Consider the following 15,132-nt stretch of genomic DNA (forward strand, 5'->3'; position numbering starts at 1 on the left):
TGGGGCGACACTTCCCTGTGTCATGACGAAAGATACGGGAAGCCGATTAAGCTTTGATGACTGGAACGAGCTAACTGCTTTCGCGCACTCGTAATTCGAAACCGAGATCGATATGCGGTGCCGCTGCGCGTCCATCGAGTATCTTCAGCAGCAGGTTGGCCGCCTCACGGCCAACTTCGGTGCGCGGCGTATGGATGGACGACAGCCTCGGCACTGTGTGCGCGGAAGCCGGCAGGTCATTGAAACCGACCAGCGCCACTCGGCCAGGAACCGCGACTCCACAACGCTGCGCCTCGAACAAGGCGCCCTGCGCAAGGTCGTCGTTGCAGAAGAAAATGCCGTCTACATCCGGGTGCTGCTGCATGAGTTCGCGAAACAACTGGCCGCCCAGGGCGATGGATGAGGGCAGGGGATGCAGCAGTTCCAGCGCCGGGTCATACACGCCGGCGGCCTGCAGAGTACGCCGGAACCCCTCACCACGCTGCATCACCCGCGGATCCAGCTGCGCGGCGATGTAGGCGAGCCGCTTTCGGCCCTGCTGCAGCAGGTGCTGCGCCACGGTTTCACCCGCAGCCTGTTGCGAAAAACCGACGCTGGCGATACCAGGCGCGCTACTCAACTCCATCATGTGCACACAGGGAATACGGCTGGCACTCAGTAAATGCCGCGTGCCCTCGGTGCGATCGAAGCCGGTCAGCAGCATGCCCATCGGCCGATACGGCAGGTAGTTGCGAACCAGCCGTTCCTCCTCATCGCGGCAATAGTGGTAATCGCCAATCAGCACCTCGATACCGCGCGGGCGCATCACCTCGTGAATCGCCTCCAGCGGCTCGATGAACAGCTGATTGGACAGAGAAGGGATCAGCACCACCACCGACGTGCTGCGTGCCGACGCCAGGGTGCGTGCGGCAGGGTTCACCACATAGCCCAGCTCGTCGGCAGCCATGCGCACGCGCTCAGCAAGATCGGCGCCCACCGTGGCCACGCCACGCAATGCCCGCGATGCAGTGATGGTGGAAACACCCGCACGTTCGGCGACTTCTGCCAGCGTGGGCATGCCCAGGGTACGGGAGTTGCTATGCGTCGGAGATTTCATCGCAAGGGTTGTCATCGATCATAATTGATGGTTAAGGTAGCGCTGTCTCGAAGGCTTGGCAATGTTGCGTATTGCACATCTGGCCTCGGGAGCTAGTCCCTGGCGAATAACATTTACAACATTCGAAGCCGCCGTCTTGCAGATGTCTACGATCTTCAAAGATAGCGCTGTCTTCCGCTGGAGTTGCGATATGGATAACCCAATAACCGCGTTGGTCGTCATGGGCGTATCCGGCTGTGGCAAAAGCTGCGTCGGAGAGTCGATCGTCGAACATATCGGCGGTTACCTGATCGAGGGTGACCAGTTTCACCCACCCGCCAACATCGAGAAGATGAGCACCGGCGTTCCTCTTACCGATGAGGATCGTGCTGACTGGCTGACTCGCCTGGGCCAGGAACTGGCCAGCGCACTCGAAACCCATGATCGGCCACTGCTGGCCTGCTCTGCGCTCAAGCGCAAATACCGTGATCGGTTGCGCGAGGCCGTCCCCGGCCTGGGCTTCGTCTTTCTCGAACTGTCCCGCGAAGAAGCAGCAAGGCGCGTGGGCGACCGTCCAGGTCATTTCATGCCCGCCAGCCTTATCGACAGTCAGTTCGCCACACTGGAATCACCGAGCGGTGAGCCCGCTACGCTGACTCTCGATGCCACTCTACCCATCGACACCCTTGGTCAGAAGGCCGCCGATTGGTGGCGCTCTGCCGGCAACACCCGCTGATAACGCAACACAACCACGCTTCTCCCATAACAAAGACAAGTGGAGACGACATGAAAACCGTCAATCAAGCTCACCGTTACCCATCCCTGAAAGATGATCGTGTTCGGCATTGCCGAATGGCCGCAGCTGTAGTAGAGGAGGGCGCTCATCATGAATGAGGTGACCACCACTCTCGGCGCCGGAGCGCTTCTATCCATAGCGGCTGGCGCCGTCCTTCTGCTGCTGTTGATGATCATCCGCTTCCGTCTGCATGCCTTTCTGGCGCTAGTGCTGGTGAGCATCATCACCGCACTGGTCACGCAAATCCCCTACGACAACGTCGTCCCGACGTTACTCGGCGGATTCGGCACCACGCTGGCGGCCGTAGCCCTGCTGGTCGGGCTTGGCGCCATGATCGGCCGACTGCTGGAAATAACCGGCGGCGCTCAGGTACTGGCGGACACGCTGATCAACAAGTTCGGCGAACAGCGGGCGCCGTTCGCCCTGGGTGTCGCTTCATTGTTGTTCGGCTTCCCGATCTTCTTCGATGCCGGGTTGATCGTGATGCTGCCGATCATCTTCAGTGTGGCCAAGCGCTTCGGTGGTTCTACCCTGACATACGCGTTGCCGGCCGCAGGTGCCTTTGCGGCGATGCATGCCTTGGTACCGCCGCATCCCGGGCCGGTCGCCGCTGCAGATTTGCTGGGCGCGAACATCGGCTTGCTGGTCATCGTCGGTACCGTGATCGCGTTGCCGACCTGGTACTTCGGTGCTTATCTGTTCGGTTTGTGGGCTGGCAAGCGCTTCAATCTCAAGCTGCCGGCCAGTTTCCTGACCGATGTCGAGCGTGACACCAGCGTGGCGCCGCCGCGGTTCTCGCTGGTACTGACCATTCTGCTGATGCCGCTCGTGCTGATCTTCCTGGACACCGGGCTCAATACCCTCAGCGTGATGGGCGTGGTCGATGGCAGCAGTAATTGGGTGCAATTCCTGCGGATGATCGGCAAGACGCCAGTGGCACTGCTGATAACGGTGCTCTTCGCTCTGATCGCCTTCAGTGGCTGGCACAGCCGCAAGCACCTCGAAAAAGTCTGTGAAGGTGCGCTCGGGCCGATCTGCTCGATCATCCTGGTGACAGGGGCCGGGGGCATGTTCGGTGGTGTCCTGCGTACCAGCGGTATCGGTGATGCCCTGGCGGAGACCCTCTCGGATACCGGTATGCCGGTCATCCTCGCGGCCTTCGTGATCTCCGCAGCGCTGCGCGTGGCCCAGGGCTCGGCGACAGTGGCGCTGACCACCACAGCGGCACTGGTGGCACCCATGGTTGCTGCCACACCAGGACTGAGCGAGTTCGACCTGTGCTTCATCGTCGTTGCCATTGCCGGCGGTGCGACGGTGTTGTCTCACGTCAACGACTCGGGGTTCTGGCTGGTCAGCCGCTTCCTGGAAATGGACGAGAAAACCACCCTGAAAACCTGGACGGTGATGGAAACCCTGCTGGGCGGCATTGCCTTCCTGCTGGCCGTAATCGGTAGCCTCATCCTCTAGAGGCTGGTGCAAATCAGGCATTCGCAGCGAACCGCAACGGTCGCTGCGAATGCCTCGCTCATGTTTGAAAACATGCAAGCTAGACGTATCCGCTCAATCACCTACAGTAACGAAAGGAACAAGAGGCCGTATGAAACGGCCATTAACCCTGCGTGGCAGGAAGCCATCAGGCGCCATTTATCGCGGAGCGCTCCCCATGCCTACTTTAACCAGCAAAGCGCCGGTATTCACTCACACCAGCCAAACCGGCTCACGCAGCGTTCAACTCGAATTCATCTGGGCAAACGAATTGGGCGGTATCGCTCAAGCGGTCATCGCTACATTCCAGGACGACACCGGAAAGCCGCTCAAGCAGTTCATCATATCAGGCCCATTCAGCGAGCCGGACAGCGCCCGCAAAGCAGTGATCGCCAAAGCGAATGCCTGGTTCGATCATGGTCGCGAGTGAGCGGATCCGAAGAAATCTCAGAAACCCTCAAAATAGAAAAAAACATAAGCACAAGCGACTTCAAACGCCGGCTGGACATCGGAAATTCTGCGCGTGCGGCCAGTATTTCGAGGTCGTGGATACCGTTCGAGGTGGGCAAGGGCAGTATCTGCTTCGGGCATGGGTCTATTGGCCTTGATCATCAGTGCGGCCGCATTTCCCGCCCGGCCTGAGCGAACCAAACCAAGTTGACCTCAAAAACGTGGCACGGACACGTCAGCGCGTCATCAGCGTAAAATAACGCACGAATGGTTACGATATAAAGTAACATTCTTGAGTTGCCATCATCGATAGCCTCCACTAGAGAGGCGCGATGCCACACATCGCGCGGCACAGAATGTGATCTAAAAAGAAATGATATAACGATTCCAATCTGACGGAGATAGGGATCAATTGCTTGTTTGATGTACGCCGCCGGCAGTGGCGTACGCAGTTCAGAAGGGGATAGCGCCATGTCTTACACCTCACCGCGCCTGCAGCTTTTGTCGCTGGTTTCTGCTTTGCCGTTCATGGCAACTGCGGCAACGACACCTATCGATCTGGATGAGCTTGTCGTTACCGCAACCTCCACCGAGCGACAGCTCAAGGATGCTCCGGCAAGCATCTCGGTCATCACCCGTGAAGCGTTGAGTGAGCGCCCCGTGCAGGATCTGGAGGATGCCTTGCGTGGCACACCGGGCTTGCAGTTCACCGGTGTGGGGATGACCCGAAGAGGTATCAGCATCCGCGGCATGGACAGTGGCCACACGCTGGTTTTGCTGAATGGTCAGCGCATCAATACCGCGGCAGGTGCCATCGCTCACTCGGATTTCGATTTGGGCTGGGTTCCGGTCGAGTCCATCGAACGAATTGAGGTCGTACGTGGCCCGATGTCATCACTCTATGGGTCGGAAGCACTGGGTGGTGTGATCAACGTCATCACGCGCAAGGCCACCGATGAGTGGAAAGGCAGTGCGTTGCTGAGCGGCGGTTTGCGAGAGGATGATCGTGGTGGGCAAAGCCACCAGGTGGGTGCCTATGTGGGTGGGCCTCTGGTGCCAGGTGTGCTGGGTTTGTCGCTGACTGGAGAAAGCCGACGCCGTCAGGAAACGCCACTGCACCTGGATGCCACGCAGTCGGAACTTGAAGGACGTGATGCGCACAATGCCAGCGCTACTCTCAGTTGGACGCCCGACCAGGCCCAGCGTATCGATTTCACCTATGGCAATGGGCTTGAGGATCGTTGGCGTAATACCCGCAGCGCAGGCGCAAGCCCAATCGATTACGAGTCTAGCGACCGCATCGAACGTGAGCACTATGCGATTGCCCATAGTGGTGACTGGAGCTGGGGGAGCAGTTCGCTGCGTGCTTACCGTAGCGAACTGGAGCGCACCAACCGCTACACCAACGGTGTTGTCCCGAGCTCACCCCATCAGCGCCTGACCGACGATATCGTCGATGGCAGTTTCAGTGTGCCCTTGGCAGATACTCATTTGCTTACTGCCGGTGCCGAATGGCGCAAGGAGCAATTGGAGGACGGCGGATTCCTTGTCGGTGATGCACAGACCATCCACCGTGCGCTGTTCCTGCAGGATGAGCTCACTTTCAGCCCCGCTTGGTCGCTGGTACTCGGTAGCCGCTTCGACAACCACGAGCAATATGGTTGGCAGAAGAGTCCGCGTGCTTACCTGGTGCACCATGTCAATGACGCCCTGACTCTGAAGGGAGGCGTCGGACGTGGTTTCAAGGCACCGACGCTGAAGCAGCTGTCACCCGGCTATTCGGCTGTCGGCGGCGGCGGACAGTTCACCATTTACGGCAATCCGGATCTGGCCCCGGAGATCAACACCACCTACGAATTCAGTGCCGACTATCAGGGGCTGGGCTGGTCGGCCAACGCCGGGGTGTTCCAGAACAACGTGCACGGTCTGATCCAGACCCGTTGCGTCTCCTCCTGTGGCATACGCCGGCTGGAAGTTCGCAATTACGAAAACGTCGACAAGGCACGTATCCGAGGGCTCGAGTTGGGCGGCGGGGTGGATCTGCCGCAGAACCTGCGCTGGGATCTCAACTACACCTACCTCGATGCCATTGATCGTAGCGCCGGGCGTCGATTGGGTGATCGTTCCCGACACCTGGGCAACACCACATTGCAGTGGAAGCCCAACAGTGGCTTCAACGCCCAGATCCGCGGCGAATATGTCGGTAGTCAGTTGAGTTACTCGGGGAGCAGCACCTACTCCATGCCTGCCTATAGCCTCTGGCATCTGGAAATGAGCCAATCGCTGACCGATAACCTGACCTTGCGCGGCGGCATCGAGAACCTGACCGATAGAGACTTCAGCGATACAGAAGACGCATTCACCTTCGCCGAGCCTGGTCGTACCTTGCATATCGGTTTGAACCTGAGTTTCTGACATGCGCCAGTACTTCTATGCATTGCTGGCCCTGTTGATAGCGGGCTCGGCGGTAGCCGAGGCGCGTGAGTCGAAAGCCGATGTCCGCATCCTGACAACTGATTTCGTTCTGCAAGGCAAGCTCGATCGCTTGCAGCAGTGGGGGCAGGAGGCCGGACTATCGTTGCAATCCGAACACCTGTCCAAACGCTTGCCGGGGCTAGGCGGTTCGCTGCTGGGGGCTCGCCTGGTGCTTCTCGATACGCCACGCCCGAGCGACCTGGCGGAGATGCAACAGGCGTTAGGTGACGAACTGACGGCCACCAGTACGCCCTGGCTACGTGTTGGCGGCGGTTCGCCAGCATTCGGCAATCTGCCTGCACCCGTGGCGATGCGCCTTGCTGCTTACTACGGCAATGGCGGTGAGCGTAACTTGCGCCATTTCTTTCTTTATCTGAAGGCCTACCAGACGGGGACTGCATCTGATGACATACCGAAGCCCGAGCTCCTGGGCAAGTCTGGTATCTATCATCCGCAAGCCCCGGAAGTATTCGAGCGCCTGGAGGATTATCTGCAATGGGGAGCTGCACGATGGCCTGAAAAGGCCCCTCGGGTAGCGTTCGCCATTCACCGTGGCGCCATAGTCGATGCGCAGTTGCGCCTGATCGATGATCTGCTTCTGCGCAGCGAGCGTCATGGTCAGGCGCCGCTGGTGTTCTGGTTCGATGACAGTGATCCGCAAGCCTTGCAGAAGCTTCTCAAGCCCTGGCATGCCGATGTGCTGGTCAACCTGCAGCACATGCAAAACGCGCCGGCCAGAAAAGCCGAGTTCCTCGCGCTTGGGATACCGGTTATCGCGACCCTGGTCTCGCGCGAAGGTGATCGCGAGCATTGGCGCCAAGCCGGCAGCGGTATCTCCCCACGCACTGCGGCCACGCTGTTGAGCGTGCCCGAGAGCTGGGGCATGAGCGATCCGTTGGTCATCGGTGCCGTTGAAGGCGGTGAACCTCTGGCTTTGGACGAGCAGGTCGAGATTCTGCTGGGCAAGGTCGACAGCCTTGCTCGCCTGCGCCATACCTCCCCGGCAGATAAGCATCTGGCCCTGATGTTCTGGAACCACCCGGACGGCGAACGCAATATCGCGGCCTCCAATCTCAACGTACCCAGAAGTCTGCAGCATCTGCTGCACGAGCTGGCGGTCGCCGGCTACGACGTTCACGAGCAATCGGAGCAACAGCTGATCGACGCTGCCAGGCAGCTTCTCGGCGGCTATTACCATCCGCAAACCCTGGATCGATTGCTCGAGAAAAGGCTGGCCATAACCTTGCCGCTTTCCGCCTATCAGGCCTGGCTGGCGCAGCAGCCACGAGCCGTTCAGCAGCAGTTGCGAGCGCGCTGGGGAGAGCCTTCGGTACATTGGGCATTACGCGAGGTCGATGGTGAACAGCAGTTCGTCATTCCTGCAATGCGCCTGGGCAAGCTGATACTCATGCCACAGCCGCCACGGGCAGGTCGTCCGGGCGAGGCCTATCACGACGCCAAGGTGCCGCCTGATCATGTTTATCTCGCGGCTTATCAGTATCTGCGAGAAGGCTTCAAGGCAAATGCGCTGATCCATTTCGGTACCCACGGTACTCAGGAGTGGCTGCCCGGCAAGGATCGTGGCCTGGCTGCCAGCGACTATCCCTTTCTGGCACTGGGCGATTTACCCGTCTTCTATCCCTACATTCAGGACAATATCGGTGAAGCGATGCAGGCCAGACGTCGGGGCAGGGCGGTCATCGTCAGCCACCAGACGCCGCCATTTGCCCCGGCAGGTCTTTACGACGAATTGCGCGACCTGCATGAGCTGCTTCACGAGTATCAGCAACTGGATGAGGGGGCGGTACGCGAGGAAACGGCAGAGCGGATACGCGTTTTAGCGCTGGACAACGACCTGGGCCGTGACATCGGCTGGGACGAGACTCGCATGCGTGCCGATTTCGGGGCGTTTCTGGCTGCGTTGCATGAGCATGTCCATGACCTGGCCGAAGCCAACACGCCATTGGGGCTGCACACCTTCGGCTTGCCGGCCACCCTGGAGCAGCGACTGGCCACTGTCCTGCAGCAGCTGGGGGAGCCCTATCTTCAGGCTCTCGGGGTATCCACCGACGAACCGCTGGCCGAGGATTTTGCGGCGCTTAAAGCCAGCCTGCCGTATCGCACCCTGGAACGTTACCTGAGTCAGCCTGCGGCGATCGCGCAGATCGACAACGCAAGGTTGCGTGAACAGATCGAGCGCGCCCGCGACCTGGAACGGCACCTGGCCAATCCTGGCGAGATGCAGGCCTTGCTCGCCGGCCTTGCGGGCGGTTTCATCGCCCCAGGCCCTGGCGGTGATCCCATACGCAACCCGCAGGTACCCAGCGGCCGTAATCTCTATGCCTTCGAGGCTGACAAGCTACCGACACGCTCGGCCTATGCCAGTGGCGAGGTTGCCCTCGAGCAACTGCTGGACAGCTATCGACGTGAGCACGGCGGCCAGTACCCGAGCAAACTCGCCTTCAGTCTCTGGTCATCGGAGGCGATGCGTCATCTGGGCGTTCTCGAGAGCCAGGTACTGCATGCGCTCGGCTTGCGCCCTATATGGGATGCGGGGGGACGGGTAACCGGCCTGGAAATCATTCCCGCACGCGAGTTGGGGCGTCCACGTATCGATGCAGTGGTTCAGGTAACCAGTGTTTATCGCGATCAGTTCGACGGGTTCATGCGCCTGCTGGCTGATACGTTCGAGCAGCTTGCCCAGCTGGATGAACCAGGGAATAGCGTTTTTGCCAATAGCCAGTCCGTGGCAATGCGACTGCGCGCAGAGGGCGTGGAGCCCGAGCGTGCTCTGCAGCTATCGCGGGTAAGGGTATTCGGCAACGAGGCTGGCGATTACGGTACCGGCGTCTCTCGGTTGGCGCTGGACTCGACCAAGTGGGAAGGTGACTCGGCTATTGCCGAGCAGTTCCTCGCGCGCTTGCAGTATGGATATAGCGCGTCGGGATGGGGCCAGAAGCTCGAAGGCCACAACCTCTTCGCCGAGCACCTCAAAGGCGTGCAGGCTGCAGTCATGGCGCGTTCCAGCGAACTCAACGGAGTGCTCTCCACCGATCATCCTTTCGAGTTTCTTGGCGGCCTTTCTGCGGCTGTCCGGCACCTGGATGGTGCCAGCCCGGCGCTCTATATCTCCGATCTGCGCAAGACCCGGCCGCGTACCAGCGGCGCCGCCGAGTTCCTGGCCAGCGAACTGCGCAGTCGCTATCTGAACCCGCAATGGATCAGTGCCATGAAGGAGGAGGGCTACGCCGGTACCCTGGAGCTCCTCGACGTCACCAACAACCTGTTTGGTTGGCAGGCAGCCGATCCCTCCACGGTGCGGGCGGATCAGTGGCAAGCGCTTCACGACACCTACGTCATGGACAAGCGCGATCTGCAACTCGATCGATGGTTCGAGCAACACAACCCGACTGCGCAAGCTCAGCTCATCGAGCGCATGGCTGAAGCCATACGCAAGGGCTATTGGGATGCTCCGGAACAGACTCGCCGCGAACTGGCGCAGCGCTGGACGGAACTGACAGAACAGCATGAGGCCGATGCCGGCGCGCCGCTCACCACCGAGTTCGTACAGCAGATGGGCAGTGGCTTCGGTCTCGCCAATCCTGCGGCCAGCAATGCAGCACAAGGTGCAGGTGAAACCGTGCAAGGCCAGGTGCTGCGCGAAGTGCAGCCTGCCGAGCCCCCTCCGTTTCCCTGGGCCCTATGGCTGGGCGCCTGCGCCTTGCTTGCCTGCATCTTTTGGGGGGCTGCCAGGCAGTGGTTTGCCGGCCGTCAACAGCTTTTGAGCAAACGATTTGTACAGGACGCGACATGAATACTTTCGAAACCAGTCTCTACGAACTGACCCGTCTTTTCCTCGTGCCCGTCTTGCTGCTGATCATGGCGGCACTGGCATATGCCTTCGTGGCCTTGGGAGCTTTCCTGGTCGAGGCCTTCCAGCGACGTAAGGGGCAGTACCAACCAGCGCTTGTGCGCTATCAGCGCGTTCATGGCGGTAGTAGTGACGACCTCGAACTATGGATCATGGGTCGCCTGGAATGGTTGCGCATTACCTCGCGCAGCGCACCGATGCTCGGCCTGGTGGCGACCATGATTCCGATGGGGCCGACGCTGCTCGCTCTGACGCAGAACGATGCTCAAGGCATTGCCGATAATCTGGTGGTGGCTTTTTCTGCCGTGATTCTCGCCCTGGTTGCGGCCAGCATCACCTTCTTCATCCTCACCATACGCCGTCGATGGTTACTCCAGGAACTGCGAGCCATCGAGCGTTTGCAGGAGAATCGTTGATGCGCTTTCTCGAACACGACGATGCCGATGATCCGATCGTCTCCATGGTCAACCTCATCGACCTGTTCCTGGTGATCATCGGTATTTTGCTGATCATCATCGTCAAGAATCCGCTCAATCCCTTCACCCAGGACAAGGTCATCGTCATCGAGAACCCAGGTGAGGCGAACATGCGGATGCTGGTCAAGGACGGCCAGGAGCTGAAGGAGTACCAGTCCAGTGGAGAGATTGGTGAAGGGCAGGGTGCAAAGGCCGGTGTGACTTACCGCCTGAATGATGGGCGGATGATTTACGTGCCTGAATAAGACTTCCAGCCAGCCCTGTACCGTTACTCCAATGAGTTGAACTTCACCGTTACAGCCTGCTTCCTAACTTTAACGCCAGCAATCCACAGCCGCAGTTCGACTGGCCGTGATGTTGCCTGACGACCCAACGATAAGCCGTCCTGATACATCAACTGATAGGAGTGCGTGTGATGACCCGCAGCCAGCAAAATCAGTTCGCCATGGACTCCTTAGGCGCAGGGCGCAGGGCGGTTCGGCGATGACCAGCAAAGCAGGGGTTGCACTGATCACCATGGACACGCCAATACCTGAGCATGATGCTGCGATCCAGCTATTGCTGGGCGAAAAGCTGGCGTCGTTACTGGCAATTCCCTTGCTGGGCTGGCGAGATGGGAATCCTGCTGAGGGTGATTGCTACTGGGTGCCAGCTGAAACCCTGGTCGGTATGCAGAGCATGAGTCGACTCGGCATAAGCAACGCGGACGACTTTTTCGGCGGCGCGGTGCCGCAAGCCTTCATGGCGACCAAAGCCATCAGCCACCCATTGATCGACAAGCCACTATGCGTGCCCGAGGGATGGTGCACCGATTTTCATCAGCAGGTTGCATCGGTGGTTCTGGCTGGTTACACGGTGTTCGATCTACAGGACGCACGGCGCGCAGCGATACTGCTGCTGCGCAACGGGCCGGTCAGAATGAAGCCGGTACGGGGCAAAGCTGGGCTGGGTCAGGAATTGATTGCCGACCAGGCTCAGTTGGATGCCTGCCTTGTCGGTCAGGATGTTGAAGAAGTGGCCAAATGGGGGTTGGTATTCGAGGAGCAGCTGGAAAGTGTCGCAACCTTCAGCGTTGGGCAGGTGACCGTTGCAGGTATTACCGCCAGCTATTTCGGAACTCAGCGCTTGACCCGTGATGACTGCGGTCATGAGGTGTATGGCGGCTCTGAACTGAGCGTCGTGCGCGGCGATTATGCCGCGCTGCAGTCCTTGCCGCTCGACGCCCAAGCCCGCAAGGCCATTGATCAGGCGCAGTGCTACGAGCAGGCAGCGCTTGAATGCTATGGATTGATCGCCTCACGGCGTAACTATGATATCGCCCAGGGCATCGATCACCTTGGCCGCCAGCGCTCCGGAGTCCTGGAGCAGTCCTGGCGGATCGGTGGTGCCAGCGCCGCGGAACTCTTTGCCCTTCAGGCCCTGCAACAAAACCCACAGTTGTCGCGTGTATGTGCCAGCACCTACGAGTCTTATCACGATGATGCGCCCGTGGGAGCGCAGCTGCTTCAACGTTGCAGCATCGCGCCCCATGGCACGCTCAGCAGATATGTGAAGGTTGAAACCGATGGCATATAGCGAAAAGATAAACATCGAGGTGGGCAACGAACTCATGGCTGGCACCCTGATGTCGCCCGAGCGCAAGGTGCCTGGCGTGCTCTTTGTTCATGGCTGGGGCGGCAGCCAGCAGCGTGACCTGGCCCGGGCGAAAGGTATCGCCGGATTTGGCTGTGTATGCCTGACTTTCGACATGCGCGGGCACGAACAGACTGCCGCCAGCAGACAGAGCGTATCCCGCGAAGATAGCCTGGCCGATCTCCTCGCCGCCTATGACCGCCTGGTGAGCTTGCCCACCATCGACTCCGACAAGATAGCGGTCATCGGTACCAGCTATGGCGGTTACCTGTCCGCCATTCTCAGCGAGTTACGCGCCGTACGCTGGCTGGCGCTACGTGTGCCGGCGCTGTATTGGGACGAAGAGTGGAGTAGCCCCAAGCAACTGCTCGATCGCGAACGCTTGGCGCAGTACCGACGTACAGTCGTCACACCGCTCGAAAACAGAGCGTTGACTGCCTGCTCACGGTTCACCGGTGACGTACTGCTGGTGGAGTCGGAGTTCGACGACTACATACCTCATGCCACGTTGATGAACTATCGATCCTCTTTTGAGAAAGCACACTCATTGACACATCGAATAATGACCGGTGCCGATCATGCGCTCACTCAAGACAGTGATCAAAAAGCCTATACGTCGATATTGACCAGTTGGATAAGTGAAATGATTGTTGAATCGCGCACGGCTGAATATCCCTATTATTCAGCGTATTACTCATGAACCACTCTAAAAAATAGACGGCCTTCTATCATCATAAGGCTGGTTAGCGCGCCTAGCAGAGCCAAGGCCATATCTTTCTGTGCATCCCATGGGTCTTCCTGCGTCGCGAGGAAGGCCTCGGCTTGATCATCGCCCAGATATTGGCCTCCCACCCATTCGATCAATTCATACAATGCCGATGTCGCCAGAATCAGACTCACGGCCATCAGTGCCAGCCAGGCACCGCGTAGCGTGGTCTGGCGATAGATAATTTCCCTGAAAGGGATGAAGAACAGAACGCCGTAGCTTAGGTGTACCAACCGATCGAACTGATTGCGTTGCCAGCCCATCAGTGAACTTAACGAGTGACCCGTGAGGTCATGAATCCATTTCTCATAGGGCACCTCGGCATAGGTGAAATGCGCGCCCAGTTCATGTACGCCAATCATCAGCAAGATTGCCAGATAAGCCGCGCATGACAGCCGCAGGTGCCGCCAGACTGCGGCGAGCCCGAGCAACAGCCCGACCGGCAGAGCATTTTCGACAAGCCAGTCCACACGGCTATGCGGAGCTATGCCGGAGCAGATCACGGCGGCCACTGCCAAGGCCAGCAGAGTCGAGGCCTGAGCCGGCGTGGCTGTTGGCAGAGTCAAATTGTCAGGACGCCTGGAAATAATGGCAATCACCCAGCTATCAAAGGTCTAGACCTATTCAACCCCAAGGCCTGGTTCACAGGATGGGCTTTCCGCCGGTTACGCCATACCGTGAACCCGAGATGTAACTGGCTTCATCGGATGCCAGCAAGACAAAGATCGGTGCCACCTCAACCGGCTGACCGGGCCGCCCCAGGGGTGTCTGTTCACCGAAGGTGGTCACCGACTCCTGCGGCATTGTGGATACGATCAACGGCGTCCATATCGGGCCGGGCGCGACACTGTTGACTCGAATACCTTTAGGCCCCAGCAATTGTGCAAGCCCACCAGTGAAATTGGCGATCGCGCCCTTACTGGTTGCATAGGCGAGCAGCGTGGGTGTGGGGGCATCGGAATTGATCGAGGTGGTGTTGATGATCGAGCCGCCACGCGGCATGGACGGCACCGCCGCCTGGCACAAGCGGAACATGGCGGTGATGTTCACATCGAAGGTTCTGAGCCACTCCTCATCGGGAATCTCCTCGAGCGATTGACGGCTCATCTGGAAAGCGGCGTTGTTGACCAGAATGTCTATACGGCCGAACTGCTCCACGGTTCTTGCCACGATGCTCTGGCATACCGCCTTGTCCGCCAGGTCTCCGGGTAACAGTAAGCATTGCCGTCCGGCCTGTTCGACCCAGTGGGCGGTTTCGCGGGCGTCCTCGTCTTCTTGCAGATAGGCAACGGCCACGTCCGCACCCTCCCGGGCGAAGGCAATTGCCACTGCGCGACCGATACCGCTGTCACCTCCCGTGATAAGTGCGACCTTGCCGCTCAGGCGGTCACTGCCGGTATAGGTGTGTTCGCCGCAGTCCGGCAGGGGCTCCATTTTACGCTGTGAACCCGGCACTGGCTGGGGCTGGGCGGGGAAGGGCGGAGTAGGGTAGGTACGCATTGCTGTCTCTCCTTTGAACAGGGGAATCCTGCCGCTGTTCTTTTGGGAAAACTGGCAATGCATGAAAGTTGGAGCAAATCGTATGACATCTCGACGAAAGGTTCATGTGAGCCACGAGCCGTTCGTCCATCCGGTGGCACTCACACGCCAAGGCTAGCTTCATACCTAAACCAAGGGCTATCCGGGAGTGATCACCATGCCACGTGGAAGCAAAGACAAATACACCGAGGAGCAAAAGCGCAAGGCGCAGCATATTGAAGAGAGTTACGAGGACAAGGGTGTGTCCAGTGACGAAGCCGAAGCCCGTGCCTGGGCAACCGTTAACAAGCAATCCGGAGGCGGTGAGAAATCAGGTGGCTCGGGCAAGAAAACATCGTCGAGCGAAAAAAAGACCGCACGCTCGGATTCGGCCAAGCGCGCCGCCAAAACGCGTGAAGGGCATTCCCGCACCTCCCAGCCTTCACTGGACACCCAGACCAAGCAAAGTCTGCTGAAAGAGGCTCGCAGCAAGGATATTCGGGGTCGTTCCAGCATGAGCAAAGCACAACTGATCAAGGCCCTGCGCGAACACCATTGATGCAGCAGAAACGGGATAGTCGAGGAGTT

General features: G+C 59.1%; 13 protein-coding genes. 10 read left to right on the forward strand and 3 right to left on the reverse strand.

The annotated features are described in order from the left end of the window. Positions 1–70: 70 nt before the first annotated feature. Positions 71–1,096, reverse strand: a complete 1,026-nt coding sequence (gntR, locus tag DNK06_RS13650) for an HTH-type transcriptional regulator GntR (protein WP_131180546.1) — start codon at positions 1,094–1,096, stop codon at positions 71–73. Positions 1,097–1,286: 190 nt separating this feature from the next. On the opposite strand from gntR, the gene DNK06_RS13655 reads away from it, so the two are divergent. The 9 genes from DNK06_RS13655 (at position 1,287) to DNK06_RS13695 (ending at position 12,960) form a co-directional block, all read left to right on the forward strand. Next, a complete protein-coding gene (locus tag DNK06_RS13655) occupies positions 1,287–1,811 on the forward strand; it encodes a gluconokinase (protein ID WP_131180547.1) in 525 nt (174 codons plus the stop codon). 150 nt (positions 1,812–1,961) lie between these two features. Beyond that, positions 1,962–3,338, forward strand: a complete 1,377-nt coding sequence (locus tag DNK06_RS13660) for a GntP family permease (RefSeq protein ID WP_131180548.1) — start codon at positions 1,962–1,964, stop codon at positions 3,336–3,338. Between the two features lie 130 nt (positions 3,339–3,468). Beyond that, on the forward strand, positions 3,469–3,786 hold the full coding sequence (locus tag DNK06_RS13665) for a hypothetical protein (RefSeq protein ID WP_131180549.1): 318 nt from the start codon (positions 3,469–3,471) through the stop codon (positions 3,784–3,786). A gap of 548 nt (positions 3,787–4,334) precedes the next feature. Further along, complete coding sequence (locus DNK06_RS13670; protein ID WP_242674676.1) at positions 4,335–6,221, forward strand: TonB-dependent receptor domain-containing protein; 1,887 nt, start codon at positions 4,335–4,337, stop codon at positions 6,219–6,221. A gap of 1 nt (position 6,222) precedes the next feature. Further along, positions 6,223–10,095 carry a cobaltochelatase subunit CobN gene (cobN, locus tag DNK06_RS13675; RefSeq protein WP_131180551.1) on the forward strand — a complete coding sequence of 1,291 codons (3,873 nt, stop codon included), beginning with the start codon at positions 6,223–6,225 and terminating at the stop codon, positions 10,093–10,095. After that, on the forward strand, positions 10,092–10,568 hold the full coding sequence (locus DNK06_RS13680) for a MotA/TolQ/ExbB proton channel family protein (RefSeq protein ID WP_131180552.1): 477 nt from the start codon (positions 10,092–10,094) through the stop codon (positions 10,566–10,568). Before cobN ends, DNK06_RS13680 begins: the two co-directional genes overlap by 4 nt. Further along, complete coding sequence (locus DNK06_RS13685) at positions 10,568–10,873, forward strand: DUF2149 domain-containing protein (protein WP_131180553.1); 306 nt, start codon at positions 10,568–10,570, stop codon at positions 10,871–10,873. Before DNK06_RS13680 ends, DNK06_RS13685 begins: the two co-directional genes overlap by 1 nt. A 238-nt stretch (positions 10,874–11,111) precedes the next feature. Next, the gene (locus tag DNK06_RS13690; protein ID WP_131180554.1) at positions 11,112–12,203 is read left to right on the forward strand and encodes a DUF3182 family protein; all 1,092 of its coding nucleotides are present in this window, start codon (positions 11,112–11,114) and stop codon (positions 12,201–12,203) included. Continuing rightward, a complete protein-coding gene (locus tag DNK06_RS13695; protein ID WP_131180555.1) occupies positions 12,193–12,960 on the forward strand; it encodes an alpha/beta hydrolase family protein in 768 nt (255 codons plus the stop codon). The genes DNK06_RS13690 and DNK06_RS13695 overlap by 11 nt, the downstream gene beginning before the upstream one ends. On the opposite strand, the gene DNK06_RS13700 is transcribed toward DNK06_RS13695, so the two are convergent. Both DNK06_RS13700 and DNK06_RS13705 read right to left on the reverse strand, forming a co-directional pair. Further along, positions 12,951–13,625 carry a DUF2238 domain-containing protein gene (locus tag DNK06_RS13700; protein WP_242674674.1) on the reverse strand — a complete coding sequence of 225 codons (675 nt, stop codon included), beginning with the start codon at positions 13,623–13,625 and terminating at the stop codon, positions 12,951–12,953. The genes DNK06_RS13695 and DNK06_RS13700 overlap by 10 nt on opposite strands. Before the next feature lie 43 nt (positions 13,626–13,668). Beyond that, a complete protein-coding gene (locus tag DNK06_RS13705; RefSeq protein ID WP_131180556.1) occupies positions 13,669–14,526 on the reverse strand; it encodes a glucose 1-dehydrogenase in 858 nt (285 codons plus the stop codon). A 196-nt stretch (positions 14,527–14,722) separates the two neighbouring features. Here DNK06_RS13705 and DNK06_RS13710 point away from each other — a divergent pair, with 196 nt between their 5' ends. Further along, a complete protein-coding gene (locus tag DNK06_RS13710; RefSeq protein ID WP_131180557.1) occupies positions 14,723–15,103 on the forward strand; it encodes a termination factor Rho in 381 nt (126 codons plus the stop codon). Positions 15,104–15,132: the final 29 nt, after the last annotated feature.

Origin of the sequence: Phytopseudomonas daroniae (assembly GCF_004327285.1) — a bacterium.
GTDB lineage: Bacteria > Pseudomonadota > Gammaproteobacteria > Pseudomonadales > Pseudomonadaceae > Aquipseudomonas > Aquipseudomonas daroniae.